13 protein-coding genes are annotated in these 13,007 nt (G+C 67.8%); 3 read left to right on the top strand and 10 right to left on the bottom strand.

Annotated elements, in window-relative coordinates; translation table 11 throughout:
- Window positions 1-32: 32 nt before the first annotated feature.
- The 3 genes from prmC to hemA form a co-directional block, all read right to left on the bottom strand.
- Window positions 33-869: a peptide chain release factor N(5)-glutamine methyltransferase gene (gene prmC / locus EV687_RS18145; RefSeq protein WP_122225772.1), complete on the bottom strand. Its 837-nt coding sequence runs from the start codon at window positions 867-869 to the stop codon at window positions 33-35.
- 14 nt (window positions 870-883) lie between these two features.
- The gene (gene prfA, locus EV687_RS18150; protein ID WP_122225773.1) at window positions 884-1,975 is read right to left on the bottom strand and encodes a peptide chain release factor 1; all 1,092 of its coding nucleotides are present in this window, start codon (window positions 1,973-1,975) and stop codon (window positions 884-886) included.
- A 152-nt stretch (window positions 1,976-2,127) separates the two neighbouring features.
- Window positions 2,128-3,426, bottom strand: a complete 1,299-nt coding sequence (gene hemA / locus EV687_RS18155; protein ID WP_122225774.1) for a glutamyl-tRNA reductase — start codon at window positions 3,424-3,426, stop codon at window positions 2,128-2,130.
- 206 nt (window positions 3,427-3,632) lie between these two features.
- Between hemA and EV687_RS18160 the strand changes: the two genes are divergently transcribed.
- A complete protein-coding gene (locus EV687_RS18160; protein WP_122225775.1) occupies window positions 3,633-3,917 on the top strand; it encodes a hypothetical protein in 285 nt (94 codons plus the stop codon).
- A gap of 16 nt (window positions 3,918-3,933) precedes the next feature.
- Here the strand turns inward: EV687_RS18160 and hemH are convergent, their stop codons facing one another.
- Complete coding sequence (gene hemH, locus EV687_RS18165) at window positions 3,934-4,995, bottom strand: ferrochelatase (RefSeq protein ID WP_122225776.1); 1,062 nt, start codon at window positions 4,993-4,995, stop codon at window positions 3,934-3,936.
- 137 nt (window positions 4,996-5,132) lie between these two features.
- Here hemH and EV687_RS18170 point away from each other — a divergent pair, with 137 nt between their 5' ends.
- Entirely contained in the window at window positions 5,133-5,999 is an 867-nt protein-coding gene (locus EV687_RS18170) for a YbgC/FadM family acyl-CoA thioesterase (RefSeq protein ID WP_122225777.1), read from the top strand.
- A gap of 40 nt (window positions 6,000-6,039) precedes the next feature.
- Here EV687_RS18170 and EV687_RS18175 read toward each other — a convergent pair whose 3' ends face one another.
- Entirely contained in the window at window positions 6,040-6,828 is a 789-nt protein-coding gene (locus EV687_RS18175) for an SDR family NAD(P)-dependent oxidoreductase (RefSeq protein ID WP_242612716.1), read from the bottom strand.
- Window positions 6,829-6,885: 57 nt separating this feature from the next.
- The gene (locus tag EV687_RS18180; protein ID WP_122225778.1) at window positions 6,886-7,584 is read right to left on the bottom strand and encodes an RluA family pseudouridine synthase; all 699 of its coding nucleotides are present in this window, start codon (window positions 7,582-7,584) and stop codon (window positions 6,886-6,888) included.
- A 190-nt stretch (window positions 7,585-7,774) separates the two neighbouring features.
- Here EV687_RS18180 and EV687_RS18185 point away from each other — a divergent pair, with 190 nt between their 5' ends.
- A complete protein-coding gene (locus EV687_RS18185) occupies window positions 7,775-10,348 on the top strand; it encodes an ABC transporter permease (protein ID WP_122225779.1) in 2,574 nt (857 codons plus the stop codon).
- 30 nt (window positions 10,349-10,378) lie between these two features.
- On the opposite strand, the gene EV687_RS18190 is transcribed toward EV687_RS18185, so the two are convergent.
- From EV687_RS18190 to EV687_RS18205, 4 genes are all read right to left on the bottom strand, one after another.
- Complete coding sequence (locus tag EV687_RS18190) at window positions 10,379-10,975, bottom strand: LOG family protein (RefSeq protein WP_122225780.1); 597 nt, start codon at window positions 10,973-10,975, stop codon at window positions 10,379-10,381.
- Window positions 10,972-11,352, bottom strand: coding sequence for a diacylglycerol kinase (locus EV687_RS18195; protein ID WP_122225781.1), 381 nt, complete (start codon window positions 11,350-11,352; stop codon window positions 10,972-10,974). The genes EV687_RS18190 and EV687_RS18195 overlap by 4 nt, the downstream gene beginning before the upstream one ends.
- 65 nt (window positions 11,353-11,417) lie before the next feature.
- Window positions 11,418-11,891, bottom strand: a complete 474-nt coding sequence (locus EV687_RS18200; RefSeq protein WP_242612722.1) for an RDD family protein — start codon at window positions 11,889-11,891, stop codon at window positions 11,418-11,420.
- A gap of 185 nt (window positions 11,892-12,076) precedes the next feature.
- Window positions 12,077-13,003 (bottom strand): DUF3106 domain-containing protein, encoded by a 927-nt coding sequence (locus tag EV687_RS18205; protein WP_122225783.1) that lies wholly within the window; start codon window positions 13,001-13,003, stop codon window positions 12,077-12,079.
- Window positions 13,004-13,007 lie beyond the last annotated feature (4 nt).

The following is a 13,007-nucleotide window of genomic DNA, read 5'->3' on the forward strand; positions in this document are numbered from 1 at the left end:
CTGGCGGCAGGTGCTCAGCCGGCATCGCGGATTCATGGCCGGCGCCCGCCGGTGCAGCGCCAATGACCGGCAAGATCTCGCCGGCCGCCCACGTCCACATACCCGTATTGGTTCAGATAGTCCGCGACGGCGGCGTGTTGCTGCCAGCCATGTTCGAGCAGCAGGTGGCCGCCTGGCCGCAGGTAGGCGGGTGCCGTGGCGATGATGTGGTGCAGGTCGCGCAGGCCATCGGGGCCGCTGCTGAGGGCGCTGATGGGTTCATGGCGCAGCGCGGCCAGATGCGGGTCGTCCTCGGCGATGTAGGGTGGGTTGGAGACGATCAGGTCGAACGCCGCCAGTCCCGCCGCCGCCACCGGTTCGAACCAGCTGCCTTCGAGCCAGTGAACCGGCAGGCCCAGTGCGCCGCCGTTGGCGCGCGCCTGCGCCAGCGCGGCGGCGCTGGCATCGCTGGCCCAGACCTGGGCATCGGGGCGCTGGCTCTGGATGGCCAGCGCGATGGCGCCGCTGCCGGTGCCAAGATCGAGCACCCGGGCGGTGGCGGGCAGCAGCCGCAGGGTGTCGAGCGCCCATTCCACCAGCGTTTCGGTATCGGGGCGGGGGTCGAGCACGGCCGGGCCAACCTGCAGCGGCAGGCCGAAGAATTCCCGCTCGCCCACCAGATAGGCCAGTGGCACGCCGTCGCGCCGCTGCGTGCACAGTTGTTGATAGAGCGCCTGTTCGGCCTGGTCAAGCGCGCATTCGTCATGGCTGAGCAGCCAGGCACGGCTCTGGCGCGGCTGGCCCAGGGCATGCAGCAGCAGCAGCTGGGCGTCGAGCCGATCCAGGCCTTCGGCCTGGGCCTGCCGCAAGGCCTGGGCGATGGTCGGCATGGCGGGGTGGGGATTCATTGCGGCTGTAATTGGGCGATCAGCTCAGCCTCCCGGGCCGCCTGCAGCGCGTCGAGCAACTCCTGCAGATGGCCTTCCATGATGCTGGGCAGCTTGTAGAGCGTGAGGTTGATGCGGTGGTCGGTGACGCGGCCCTGCGGATAGTTGTAGGTGCGGATGCGGTCAGAGCGGTCGCCGCTGCCGATCAGGCTGCGGCGCTGCTCGGCGTCCCTGGCGGCACGCTCGCTGCGCTCCTTCTCCTGCAGGCGCGCGGCCAGCACCTGCAGGGCCTTGGCCTTGTTGCGGTGCTGGCTGCGGTCGTCCTGGCATTCGGCCACCATGCCGGTGGGAAGGTGGGTGATGCGCACGGCCGAGTCGGTCTTGTTGATGTGCTGGCCGCCGGCGCCGCTGGCGCGGAAGGTGTCGATGCGCAGCTCGGCCGGGTTGATCTGCACGGCTGCGGCCTCGTCGGGCTCGGGCAGCACGGCTACCGTGCAGGCGCTGGTGTGGATGCGTCCCTGGGTCTCGGTGACCGGCACGCGCTGCACGCGGTGGCCGCCCGACTCATAGCGCAGCAGACCGTAGGCACGTTCGCCCTCGATGCGGATCACCACTTCCTTGTAGCCGCCCAGTTCGCTTTCGCTGGCGCTGATGACTTCGACACGCCAGCCGACCGAGTCGGCATAGCGGGCGTACATGCGCAGCAGATCGGCGGCGAACAGCGCCGATTCATCGCCGCCGGTGCCGGCGCGCACTTCCAGGAAGGCGTTGCGGGCGTCGTCCGGGTCGCGAGGCAGCAGCAGGCGCTGGACTTCCTCCTCCAGGCTTTGCAGCTGGGCCTGGGCATGCTCGATCTCTTCGCGGGCCATCTGCGCGGTCTCGGTATCGCAATGCGGATCGGCCAGCAGTTCCTCGGCGGTCTGCAGGTCGGCCTGCAGGGCCTGGTAGCGCGCGTGGCGTCCGGCAATCTGGGTGACTTCGGCATGCTCGCTGGCAATGCGGCGGTATTGCTGCATGTCGGCCATGATGTCTTCGCGCGAGAGCAGGAAGTCCAGTTCCTGGAGGCGCTCGGCCTGGCGTTCAAGCTGGTGCAGCAGATAGGCTTGCATGGCGGGGTGTGGTGTCGGCACCGGGCTGACGCGGTGGAATGGAGGGAGGTGCGGGTCTGGACGCGGCAGGCGCTGCGCCGCATGGGATTGTGCCGCAACCGGCGGCACGGCAGGCGCAAGCCGCGTCTGCCGGGGCAAGGCCGGGCAGGTCGCTAATGGCGGGTCGGGGTCTCGCCGCGCAGGAACATGCGCGAAACCAGCTGGGCGGTCTGGGCGCGCTCCTGCACGTCGCTGTTGCGCAGCTCGGTGACGGCGCCATGCAGCATCTTCTTGGCCATGCCGCTGGCCAGCGCCTGCAGCACAGCGTCGATGTCCTCGCCCTTGGCCAGCATCCGGCGGGCACGGGCCACTTCGAGTTGACTCCAGGTGTCGGCCTGGGAGTGGATCTGCTGGATCAGCGGCACCACCGGGTTGTCGGCGTTGCGCAGTTCCAGCCAGCGCACGAAGTTCTGCACGCCCGAGTCGATGATTGCCTCGGCCTGCGCCACGGCGGCCTGACGGTTGGCCTTGCCGGCCTGCACCACATTGGCCAAGTCATCGACGGTGTAGAGGTAGACGTTGTCCTGCTGCTGCACTTCCGGCTCGATGTCGCGCGGCACGGCCAGATCGACCATGAAGATCGGCTTGTTGCGGCGGCGCTTGAGGGCTCGCTCGACGGCCCCCAGGCCGATGATGGGTACGCTGCTGGCCGTGCAGGAGACGACGATGTCGAAGTCGTGCAGGCTGTCGGGCAGGTCGGCGATGCGCAGCGTGTGTGCCCCAAGGCGGGCCGCCAGCTTCTCGCCGCGCTCCAGCGTGCGGTTGGCGATGACCATCGCCTGCGGGTTCTGCGCGGCAAAGTGGGTGGCGACCAGTTCGACCATCTCGCCGGCGCCGACAAACAGGACCTTGAGTTTGGTGAAATCCTCGAACAGCTGACTGGCCAGCCGCACGGCGGCGGCAGCCATGCTGATCGAGTGGGCGCCGATCTCGGTACTCGAGCGCACTTCCTTGGCCACTGCAAAGGAGCGCTGGAACAGCTGGTTGAGCGTGGTGCCGAGCACGCCGGCCTCATCGGCGATGCGCACGGCGTTTTTCATCTGGCCGAGGATCTGGGCCTCGCCCAGTACCATCGAGTCGAGCCCGCTGGCCACGCGGAAGGCATGGCGCGCGGCCAGATCCTTCTCAAGCGTGTAGGAGTGCTCGGCCAGCTCGTAGACGTTGATACCGCCGCTCTTGGCCATCCAGTCCAGCGTGGCTTCCTGTGCGGCTGCGGGTGCCGAGCAGTAGATCTCGGTGCGGTTGCAGGTCGAGAGGATGGCGGTTTCGACGCGCTCGGGCGACTGGCCGCCGGCGAGCGACTGGCGCAGGCCATGCAGCGCGGGCGCGATCTGGTCCATTGCGAACGCAAAACGGCCCCGGAGATCGAGTGGGGCTGTGTTGTGATTGATGCCGAGAGTCCAGACTGCCATGGGCGTTATTATAGTTTTGTAAGGATTTGCGTACACTGCGTGGTCTTTGCTTGTGGCGCATTTGTTGACATGGCGCAAAACCAGCGGTGAGAATGATTTTTCTTCACGATTTTCGGCTGGTGATAGCCTGCCAGGCAGGCGTCAGAAGCTGTTCATGCGCCGAGATTTCCGCCATTTTCGCTACTTCGCACTAGCGTGTCCGTTGCATGTCCATTCCGACTTTCATCGTCCATTTCCTGACCCTGCTGGCGCCGGCCTGGGGCGTGGCCTTGCTGCTGGTGCCGCTGTCGCGGCTGGTGTATCGGCACCAGCCATGGCGCCTGTCCTGGTGGGCCAACCTGGCCGCCAGCGGTCTGTTCGGCAGCGCCATCCTGCTCGCCGGCCTGGTGCTTGGCGGCGAGGATGGCCGGGTGCTTACCTATTTCGTGCTGGTGCTCGGCATGGCCAGCCTGCAGTGGGCGCTGCTGCGGCCGGCCCCGGCCGGCGGGTGAGCCAAGGGTCGAGGACTCAGGTCCTGGAGCCGCGTGGCTGACGGGCGATGGCGTCGGCTGGTAGCCAGCCGCCCAGGTTTTCCAGCACCAAATCGCCGAGGCCGTCGATCCAGGACGGATGGTCGTTGAGGCAGGGAATGTAGCGGAACGCCTTGCCGCCCTGGTGCAGAAAGGCCTCGCGCACCTCCATGTTGATTTCCTCGAGGGTTTCCAGGCAATCGCTCGCAAAGCCGGGGCACATCACATCGACGACCTGCAGGCCCTGGTGGGCCTCTTCTTCCAGCGTCGGCTGGGTGTAAGGCTGCAGCCATTGGGCACGGCCAAAGCGCGACTGGAAGGTCACGCGATACTGCGATTCACGCAGGCCCAACTGCTCGGCCAGCAGGCGCGCCGTCAGCAGGCAGCGCTGCTGGTAGGGGTCGCCAAGGTCGATGTTGCGCTGCGGGATGCCGTGGTAGCTCATGACCAGCTTGTCCGGTCGTCCATGGGTTTGCCAGTGCTCGAGTGTGCGGCGCGCCAGCGCGGCGATGTAGCCGGGATGCGCCGCGTAATCCTTGATGATGCGCAGATCCAGCATGTTGCGCTGGCGCATGTTCCATTGGTGGATCTGGTCGAGCACGCTGGCGGTGGTGGTGGCCGAGTACTGCGGGTAGAGCGGCACCACCAGCACACGCTCGATGCCCTGGGCGCGAAAGGTCTCGAGCTGCGCAACGATGCCGGGTGAGCCATAGCGCATGCCAAGGGCGACCTGCAGCGGCCCGAGCCCGGCCTCGCCCAGCCAGCCGCGCAGCAGGCTCGCCTGTTTCTGGCTGTAAGCCAGCAATGGCGAGCCGTCCTCCGTCCAGACGCTGCGGTATTTGCGTGCCGATTCGGCGGGGCGGCGGCGCAGGATGATGCCGTGCAAAATCGGCTTCCACAGCAGCGGTGGGATTTCGACCACGCGCGGGTCACCCAGGAATTCGGCCAGGTAGCGGCGCACTGCGGCGGGCGTCGGCTCGTCGGGGGTGCCGAGGTTGCACAGCAGGATGCCGATGGAGGGCGACGGGCGTGGGGCAGGCGTGGGTTGGGGGGCGGTCATGACTCTGTTTTGACATCCGTGTGCGGAGCGGGCCCGTATTATTGACCACCGGACCCATGCCGATGGCCGGCCTGGTCTTTCCGTTGCCTGAGCCGTCCACCCAACCTTCCACCCGAAATTCAGAATGAAAGATTGTCATGTTGCGCAGTGATTTCCGCTTCCTTGCCCGTCACCGGGTCCGCTGGCCCGAGGTGGACATGCAGCAAATCGTCTTCAATGGCCATTACCTCACCTATGCCGACAGCGCCATGATGGATTTCTGGCGCGCGCTGGCGCTGCCGTATGCCTTGTCAATGCAGGCCCTCGGCGGGGATCTCTACGTGCGCAAGGCCACGCTCGAATACCACGCCTCGGCGCAGCTCGATGACCAGCTCGATATCGGCGTGCAGGTGGCGCGGCTCGGCCGCTCGTCGCTGACCATGACGGTGGGCATGTTCCGCGATACCCGGCTGCTGGTCTCGGGCGAACTGATCTATGTGTTCGCCGACCCCGCCAGCCAGACTTCGCAGCCGATTCCGCCCTCGATGCGCGGTGTGCTCGATGCCTTTGCGGCCGGGGAGGCCATGAGCCGCTCGGCCATCGGCTCCTGGAACGATCTCGGCCGTGATGCCGGCCGCTTGCGCCGCCGTGTCTTCGTGCAGGAGCAGGGGTTTGGCGAGGCCGAGGAATGGGATGGCCGCGACGAGGCCGCTCTGCATGCCGTGGTCTACAACCGGCTCGGGGAGGCGATTGCCACCGGCCGGCTGCTGCAGCCTGGGCCGGGACTGGGCCGCATCGGCCGGGTGTGCGTGGAGAAAAGCCTGCGCGGCGGCCAGTTTGGCGCGCAGGTGATGGCGGCGTTGGAACAGGCCGCGCGGCAGCGCGGCGACCGGTTGCTCGAACTCCACGCGCAGTGCCAGGCCGAAGCCTTCTACCGCCGCATCGGCTATGTGGCGGACGGCGAGCCCTTCGATGAGGAAGGCGTGCCGCACATCCTGATGGTCAAACCCTTGCAGGCCGATTGATGGCAGGGCCCGGTCGCCGCCGCAGCAGCAGGGTGGGTGCTTACTTGCGGACGTCCGCGATGGGTTCGTTGCCGAAGTCCTCGCGCGCCAGGCGCGCGAGCACCAGCGCTGCCGCCGCTGCCGGGCTTTGCAGGCTGCCCGTGGCGTGCAGACCGATGAATTTCTGCACGTCCGGAAAGTCTTTGGGCGCGGCGCTGCGCAATTGCTGCTGCATGTCGGTGGCCACCACGCCAGGCGCCAGCGCGCAGACCTTTGCACCATTGGGGTGCTGCGCTTCCTCCAATGCCACGCAGCGGCTGAAGTGGTCGATGCCGGCCTTGGCGGCGCAGTACACCGCCTGCGAGGCCATCGGGTAGCGCCCCAGGCCCGAGGAGATATTGAGTAGCTTGCGCGGCATCGGCCAGTGGCCGGTGGCATGCAGGAAGACCGCACTCAGCACCATGGCCGCCTCCAGCCCCACGCGCAGGCCTTGGGCGATGTCGGCGGCGGCCGTGTGCGCCAGCGGTGCGATCGGCGGGATCACGCCGGCGTTGTTGATCAGCCGCACTTCATCCCACGACTCATCGGTCTGGGCGAGCAGCCAGTCTTGCAGTCGCGCGGCCACGGCCGGAGCATCGGCGAGGTCGACCTGCCATTGCAGCAGGGTCTTGCCGTGTTGCCAGGCCAGGTTTGCCAGCGCATCGCTGCTTTGGCGCGAGAGGCACAGCAGCGTGCCGGTGCCCGGTTGCCGTAGCAATTGCTCGGCCATGGCATGGCCCATGCCGCGCGAGGCACCGGTGAGGATGGTGAGGGTGTTGGATGGGGCTGGCATGCGGGTGGCTGCGGTCATGGCTGGGAAGAGGGTTGGCGACAGGTGGGCCTCATGAAAAAAATCGTCAGCAGATGGTCAGAACTCCGGCGGCCGCTCGAAACGCATTTCCTTGCCGTTGACGGGGTGTGTGAATGCCAGCTCGCGCGCGTGCAGCAGCAGGCGCGGTGCGGCCTCCAGTGCTGTGCCGCTGGCGTAAAGTGGGTCGCCCAGGATCGGGTGGCCGAGGCTTTGCAGGTGGACGCGCAACTGGTGGGTGCGGCCGGTGACGGGTTCCAGATCGAGCCGGGTGTGCGGCACGCCATATGCCGGGCCGGTACCAGAGGATGCCTCTGCCATGTCGATGATGCGCCAGCGCGTCTGGCTGGGCTTGCCGTGCTCGGTATCGACGATGTGCAGTGGCCGCCGCTCCCAGTCAAGCATCAGCGGCTTGTCGATCAGTCCCCAGCCATCGGCGCTGACGGGGGGCTGCAGTTGCCCATGCACCACGGCGGTGTAGCGCTTGTGCACGCGGCGCTCGGCAAAGGCGATCGAGAGGGCGCGGTGCACCTCGGGGCTGCGTGCCATCACCAGCAGGCCGGAGGTGGACATGTCCAGCCGGTGCACGATCAGCGCGTTGCGCCAATACTGCTGGGCGCGCCAGCTCAGCGAGTCGAGCTTGTGCTCGCCCCGCCCGGGCACGCTCAGCAGCTCGTGCGGCTTGAAGAGCACCAGCAGGTGCTTGTCTTCATACAAGGCCTCGGGCTTGATGCGGGGCAGGTCGGTCGCGGTATCCATGGAGGCAAGGCAGGGTGGGAGGCGAAGCCCCGCATTGTATCGAGCGGCTCTGGCGGACATGGTGGGGCCTCGCTCGGCGCCGTGCGGCCCACCCTGGCAAAAACCGCCTGCAATGCAAGGGTGAGAGGTGTGCCGCTGCGGCTTGTGGCGTGGAAATGCCAGAATGGGTGCAATCCCTTGCCGAGCCGCCATGTCCGATCCTCACTCTTCGCCCTTCGCCCGAATCCTGCACCTTGGCTGGAACAGTCTGCGGCGCGACCTGCGCGCTGGCGAACTGACTGTGCTGTTGATGGCCGTCACGCTGGCCGTGGCGGCGCTGACGGCGGTCGGTTTTTTCGCCGATCGGCTGCAGGGTGGCCTGCAGCGCGATGCGCGCCAACTGCTCGGCGGCGATGCCGTGGTGGCCAGCGACCATGGCATCGATGATGCGATGCGCGCGCAGGCCCAGTCGCTGGGCCTGCGCAGCGCGGTGACGGTGGTTTTTCCGACCATGGCACGTGCCGATGATGCCCAGGGCGGCGCCAGCCGGCTGGTGTCGCTCAAGGCGGTCGAGCCCGCCTATCCGCTGCGCGGCAGCGTGCAGACCAGCACGCAGTGGCGCTCCGACCTGGGCAATGCGGCGTTGATGGCCACGGGCCAGCCCGCGCCGGATGGTCCGGGCCGCGGCGAGGTCTGGGCCGACGCGGCGCTGCTGGCCGGTCTTGAGCTGCAGTTGGGCGACACCCTGCACCTGGGCGATGCCGCCTTCCGGCTTGCGCGGGTGATCACCCTCGAGCCCGACCGGGGCGCGGGTTTCATGAGCTTTTCGCCGCGGGTGATGATGCGCATGGATGAACTGGAGGGCACCGGCCTCGTGCAGCCAGCCAGCCGCCTGAACTGGCGCCTGCTGGTCGCGGGCGATGACGCGCCGGCGCTGGCGCGCTTCGTGCGCGACGCGCAGGAGCGCATCGACGCCGGCGCCGAGCGCGGCCTGCGCCTGATGACGCTCGAGAGCGGCAGCCCGCAGATGCAGCGCACCATCGAGCGCGCCGAATCCTTTTTGCGGCTGGTGGCCTTGCTGGTGGCGCTGCTGGCGGCCGTCGGCGTGGCATTGGCGGCACGCTCCTTTGCCCAGCGGCACCTCGACGGGGCGGCGCTGCTGCGCGTGCTGGGGCTGAGCCAACGCGCCATCATCGGCGCCTATCTGCTGGAATTCGTGCTGGCCGGCCTGTTCGCCAGTCTGGCCGGCGTGCTGATCGGCTATGCCGTGCACCATGTCTTCATCGCCATGCTGGCGGGGCTGGTGCAGGTCAGCCTGCCGGCGGCCAGCGGCTGGCCGGTGCTGTTGGGCCTTGGCATGGGCCTGACGCTGCTGCTGGCCTTCGGGCTGGCGCCGGTGCTGCAACTGGCGCAGGTGCCGCCGCTGCGCGTGATGCGCCGCGACGTGGGCGCATTGCGGCCGGCTTCGCGCGGCGTCATCGCAGCGGGTCTGGCGGGTTTTGCCGTGCTGCTTTTCGTCGTCAGCGGCAATGCGCGCCTGGGCGGCATTGCCGTAGGCGGGTTCGCTCTGGCGGTGCTGCTGTTCGCCGTGCTGGCTGCGCTGGCCATCCGGGCGCTGCGCACGCTGGTGCGCGAAGGCCGCGCGCCGAGCTGGCTGCTGCTGGCAACGCGGCAGATTGCCGCGCGGCCCTGGTTTGCGGTCATCCAGGTCAGCAGCCTCGCCGTGGGCCTGCTGGCGCTGGTGCTGTTGGTGCTGCTGCGTACCGATTTGCTGGCGAGCTGGCAGCAGTCCGCGCCGCCGGATGCGAACAACCGCTTCGTCATCAACATCCAGCCGGACCAGGCCGAGGCCTTCCAGCAGGCGCTGCGCGCAGGTGGTGTGAGCGAGTACCAGTGGTATCCGATGATCCGTGGCCGCCTCACCGCCATCAATGACCGCGCCGTCAGCGCCGGCGACTATGCGGACGAGGATGCCGCGCGCCAGGTCGAGCGCGAATTCAACCTCAGCCACGCCGACCGCCTGCCCGAGGGCAATGCAGTGGTGGCGGGCCGCTGGACGCCCGGTGAGGCTGACGGCCTGAGCATGGAGGTGGAGATCGCCGAGCGCCTGGGCATTCACCTGGGCGATCGCTTGCGCTTCGACATCGGCGGCATCGTGCACGAGGCCACTGTGACCTCGCTGCGCAAGCTCGATTGGGGCAGCATGAATGCGAATTTCTTCGTGTTGTACCCGGTGGCGGCCATGCCTGATCTGCCGGTGACCTACCTGGCCGCCTACCGGGCGCCGGACCAGCCCGGTTTCGACAATGCGCTGGTGCGGCAATTCCCGAACATCACCAACGTCGACATGACGGCCACGCTGGCGCAGGTGCAGCGGGTGCTGGGGCAGGTCAGCCAGGCGGTGGAGTTCCTGTTCCTGTTCGCGCTGGCGGCCGGGCTGATCGTGCTGTTCGCGGCCGTCACCGCCACGCGCGACGAGCGGGCCCGGGAGTATGCGGTGATGCGCGCCATGGGCGCGAGCAGCCGCCTGCTCGCGCGCGTGCAGCGTGCCGAGTTGCTGGGCGTGGGTACGCTGGCGGGTGCGCTTGCCAGCGCCGTGGCCATGGCCGTGGGCTGGGCGCTGGCGCGCTTCGTGTTCGACTTCAGCTGGAATGCGCCCTGGTGGGTGCCGCTCGCCGGCGCGCTCGCCGGTGCCGTGCTGGCCTGGCTGGCCGGCTGGTGGGGGCTGCGCGGGGTGCTGCGCCGGCCGGTCAGCGAGAGCCTGCGCGGCATGGCGGCGCAGTGACGCGGTTCGCCCTCGGGCGAGGAGGTTTCTTCAGATGTTCTGCTGCAGCAACTGGCCGTTCTCGGCATTCATGCCGGCGGCCTGCACCAGGGACTTCAGCAGCGTCTGGGCATCGGCATCGCTGGCGATCAGGTCCATCTGCCAGTCGCTGAGGTAGCCGCCTGCCACGCAGTGCTGCAGGAATTGCTGCAGGCCGTCGTAGTAGCCATTGACGTTGAGAATGCCGATGGGTTTGTCGTGGTAGCCCAGTTGCTTCCAGGTCCAGATCTCGAACAGTTCCTCGAAGGTGCCGATGCCGCCGGGCAGGGTCAGAAAGGCATCGCTGCGCGCGGCCATCATGGCCTTGCGCTGGTGCATGGTCTCCACCACGTGCAGTTCGTCGCAATCCTGGTTGGCCAGTTCCTTGTCGACCAGCGCGGTGGGAATGATGCCGACCACGCGGCCGCCGGCGTCGCGGGTGGCGCGTGCGACGATGCCCATCAGCCCGGTCTTGCCGCCGCCATAGACAAGCTGGCCGCCATGGCGGCCGATCCATTCGCCGACGTCCTGGGCGGCCTGGCGGATTTGAGCGGCCGTGCCGTCGCGCGAGGCGCAATACACACAAATCGAAAAAGCGGGTTGGTTCATGCTGTCAGTCTTTCATAAATGGCCCAGCCCCAGACCAGTGCACATAGCAGCAGGCTCAGCAGTACGGCGGCGCTGCCCATGTCCTTGGCGGACTTCGAGAGCGCATGCCATTCGGGTCCGACCCGGTCGACCACGGCCTCGATGGCCGAGTTGAGGATTTCCACCACCAGCACCAGCAGCACCAGTGCACACAGCAGGGCTACCTCGACCCAGCTTTGTCCTACCCAGAAGGCGGCGGGCACCAGCACCAATGCCAGTGCACTCTCCTGGCGGAAGGCCGGCTCCTGCCATACGGCGGCAAAGCCTGCCATGGAATTCCTGAAGGCCGAGACCAGCCGGGCGAGGCCGCGTTTGCGGGAGTCGTGAAGATCGGACATGGGAGGAAGAATCGGGTGCGCGGAAAATCGGCGGGAGCGATCCGGTGAAAGTGCCGGCCAGGGGCTCAGGCCTTGGGCGCGCCCTTGGCGGGGCGATCATCGTGGACCAGCCTTGTGCCGGCCCAGGCGTCATGCCAGAACTGGCGGGTGGGATGAAAGCGCGCCAGGATCGCCCAGACCAGTATCCAGCCGGTCTGCAGCACCAGCACCTCGGCCCATGGCAGACCGTGGGGCCAGAACGCGGCAACCACCATCGGGGCAAACCAGATCCAGCTGAGCAGGTAGCGCAGCGTGGCTCGGGTTTGGCTGACGGGACGACCATCGCGATCGGTGATGCGGATGCGCCAGGTTTTCATGGCCAGCGTCTGGCCCTTGTGCCAGAACCAGACGAAGTAGATGCCGAGCACGGTGAAGATGAAGCCCTGCAGCACCACGCGGTTGTCCATGGCGTTGCGCGTCTGGCTGAGTGTGCCGAACAGGTAGGCGGCGATGAACACTACACCGAACAGCAGCATGCCTTCGTACAGCCAGGCGGCCATGCGGCGTGTGATGCCAGGGGCCTGCAGTGTCTGCTGCGTTTGCTGAGGAAGGGGGCGCTGGCTGGAGGCGGCAGGCGGGGCGGATGCTGCGGTGTGTGTCATGGCGGCCGTAATGGTAGCAGCAGGAGGTGACGGTGCCAGGTTGGTCGTCACCTGGCATCAGCCGGTGTCAGCCGGCCATTCCCTCAATTGGCGTAGACCGGGGGCAGGGGATCGGGTGGGGTGATCGGGATGCCATTCCAGTAGATCACCCGCTTCCCATCGCTGCTGCCGTTGCCGGATGGTGGGGCGGCTGGCATAGCGCTGGGCGCCTCCACATGGGTGATGGCGCTGGCCGCCTGGGGTGGTGCGCCAGCGCTGCCGACCTGGCGGAAGGACACCGGCTCCAGCGGAATCTTGGGCAGGTTGGAAAGCCCCGGCCTGGCCTGGCTGGCGGCCGGAATGCGCACCAGCGCGGTGCGGCGGGTGGCCGGACGTTTCTTGGCGGTGGTGATGCCGGCGGCCTTGCGGGCCCATTGGCGCCGCTCGGCTTCGTCCAGCGCGCTGAAGTCGAGCCAGGCTTGCTGGATCAGCACGGCATCACCCGCATCCGAATCCGCTTGCGTCGCTTCGTACTGGCGGTACTGCTGGCGGATCTGCATGCGCTGCGCTTCGCTGAGATGGCTCCAGTCGGCAATGTTGGCAATGAGTTGCTGCTGCTGTTCGGGCTCCATGCTGCGGGCCTGCCGGGCAATTGCCAGCCAGCGGCGCTTCTCCGCATTGCTGATGTAGGGCCACACCGGCTCCAGCCCTGCCAGCACGGTTTGCTGCTGATCCGAGAGATCGCGCCAGATCGGCCGCGTGATGTGGATGCCCCGCGTCTGCGGACTGGAGGTCGCTGGTTGCCCGGCGGCACTGGCAGCAGCCGGCACCAGCGGTGGCAATGGATGCCCGGAGAGGGTCAAGGGACCGTCATAGACCAGGCCGGGCGGCAGGGTTGGCGAGAGCAGCGGCCGCTGCTTCTGGTTCCACACCCCCAGCAACGCCGCCAGCAGCACTGCGGCAACGGCAACGCCCGCCAGCGGCGGGCGGGAGGGTTCATTGAAGCTGTGGTGGGACGAGGAATCTGCCATCAGG

This window comes from Corticibacter populi (assembly GCF_004217315.1).
Lineage (GTDB): Bacteria > Pseudomonadota > Gammaproteobacteria > Burkholderiales > Burkholderiaceae_C > Lampropedia > Lampropedia populi.

What these genes read in the sequence shown, in the direction of transcription:
- prmC (WP_122225772.1), bottom strand. Translation starts at nt 869, where the DNA reads ATGCCGACCATCGCCCAGGCCTTGCGGCAGGCCCAGGCCGAAGGCCTG.
- prfA (WP_122225773.1), bottom strand. Translation starts at nt 1,975, where the DNA reads ATGCAAGCCTATCTGCTGCACCAGCTTGAACGCCAGGCCGAGCGCCTC.
- hemA (WP_122225774.1), bottom strand. Translation starts at nt 3,426, where the DNA reads ATGGCAGTCTGGACTCTCGGCATCAATCACAACACAGCCCCACTCGAT.
- EV687_RS18160 (WP_122225775.1), top strand. Translation starts at nt 3,633, where the DNA reads ATGTCCATTCCGACTTTCATCGTCCATTTCCTGACCCTGCTGGCGCCG.
- hemH (WP_122225776.1), bottom strand. Translation starts at nt 4,995, where the DNA reads ATGACCGCCCCCCAACCCACGCCTGCCCCACGCCCGTCGCCCTCCATC.
- EV687_RS18170 (WP_122225777.1), top strand. Translation starts at nt 5,133, where the DNA reads ATGTTGCGCAGTGATTTCCGCTTCCTTGCCCGTCACCGGGTCCGCTGG.
- EV687_RS18175 (WP_242612716.1), bottom strand. Translation starts at nt 6,828, where the DNA reads ATGACCGCAGCCACCCGCATGCCAGCCCCATCCAACACCCTCACCATC.
- EV687_RS18180 (WP_122225778.1), bottom strand. Translation starts at nt 7,584, where the DNA reads ATGGATACCGCGACCGACCTGCCCCGCATCAAGCCCGAGGCCTTGTAT.
- EV687_RS18185 (WP_122225779.1), top strand. Translation starts at nt 7,775, where the DNA reads ATGTCCGATCCTCACTCTTCGCCCTTCGCCCGAATCCTGCACCTTGGC.
- EV687_RS18190 (WP_122225780.1), bottom strand. Translation starts at nt 10,975, where the DNA reads ATGAACCAACCCGCTTTTTCGATTTGTGTGTATTGCGCCTCGCGCGAC.
- EV687_RS18195 (WP_122225781.1), bottom strand. Translation starts at nt 11,352, where the DNA reads ATGTCCGATCTTCACGACTCCCGCAAACGCGGCCTCGCCCGGCTGGTC.
- EV687_RS18200 (WP_242612722.1), bottom strand. Translation starts at nt 11,891, where the DNA reads ATGGCCGCCTGGCTGTACGAAGGCATGCTGCTGTTCGGTGTAGTGTTC.
- EV687_RS18205 (WP_122225783.1), bottom strand. Translation starts at nt 13,003, where the DNA reads ATGGCAGATTCCTCGTCCCACCACAGCTTCAATGAACCCTCCCGCCCG.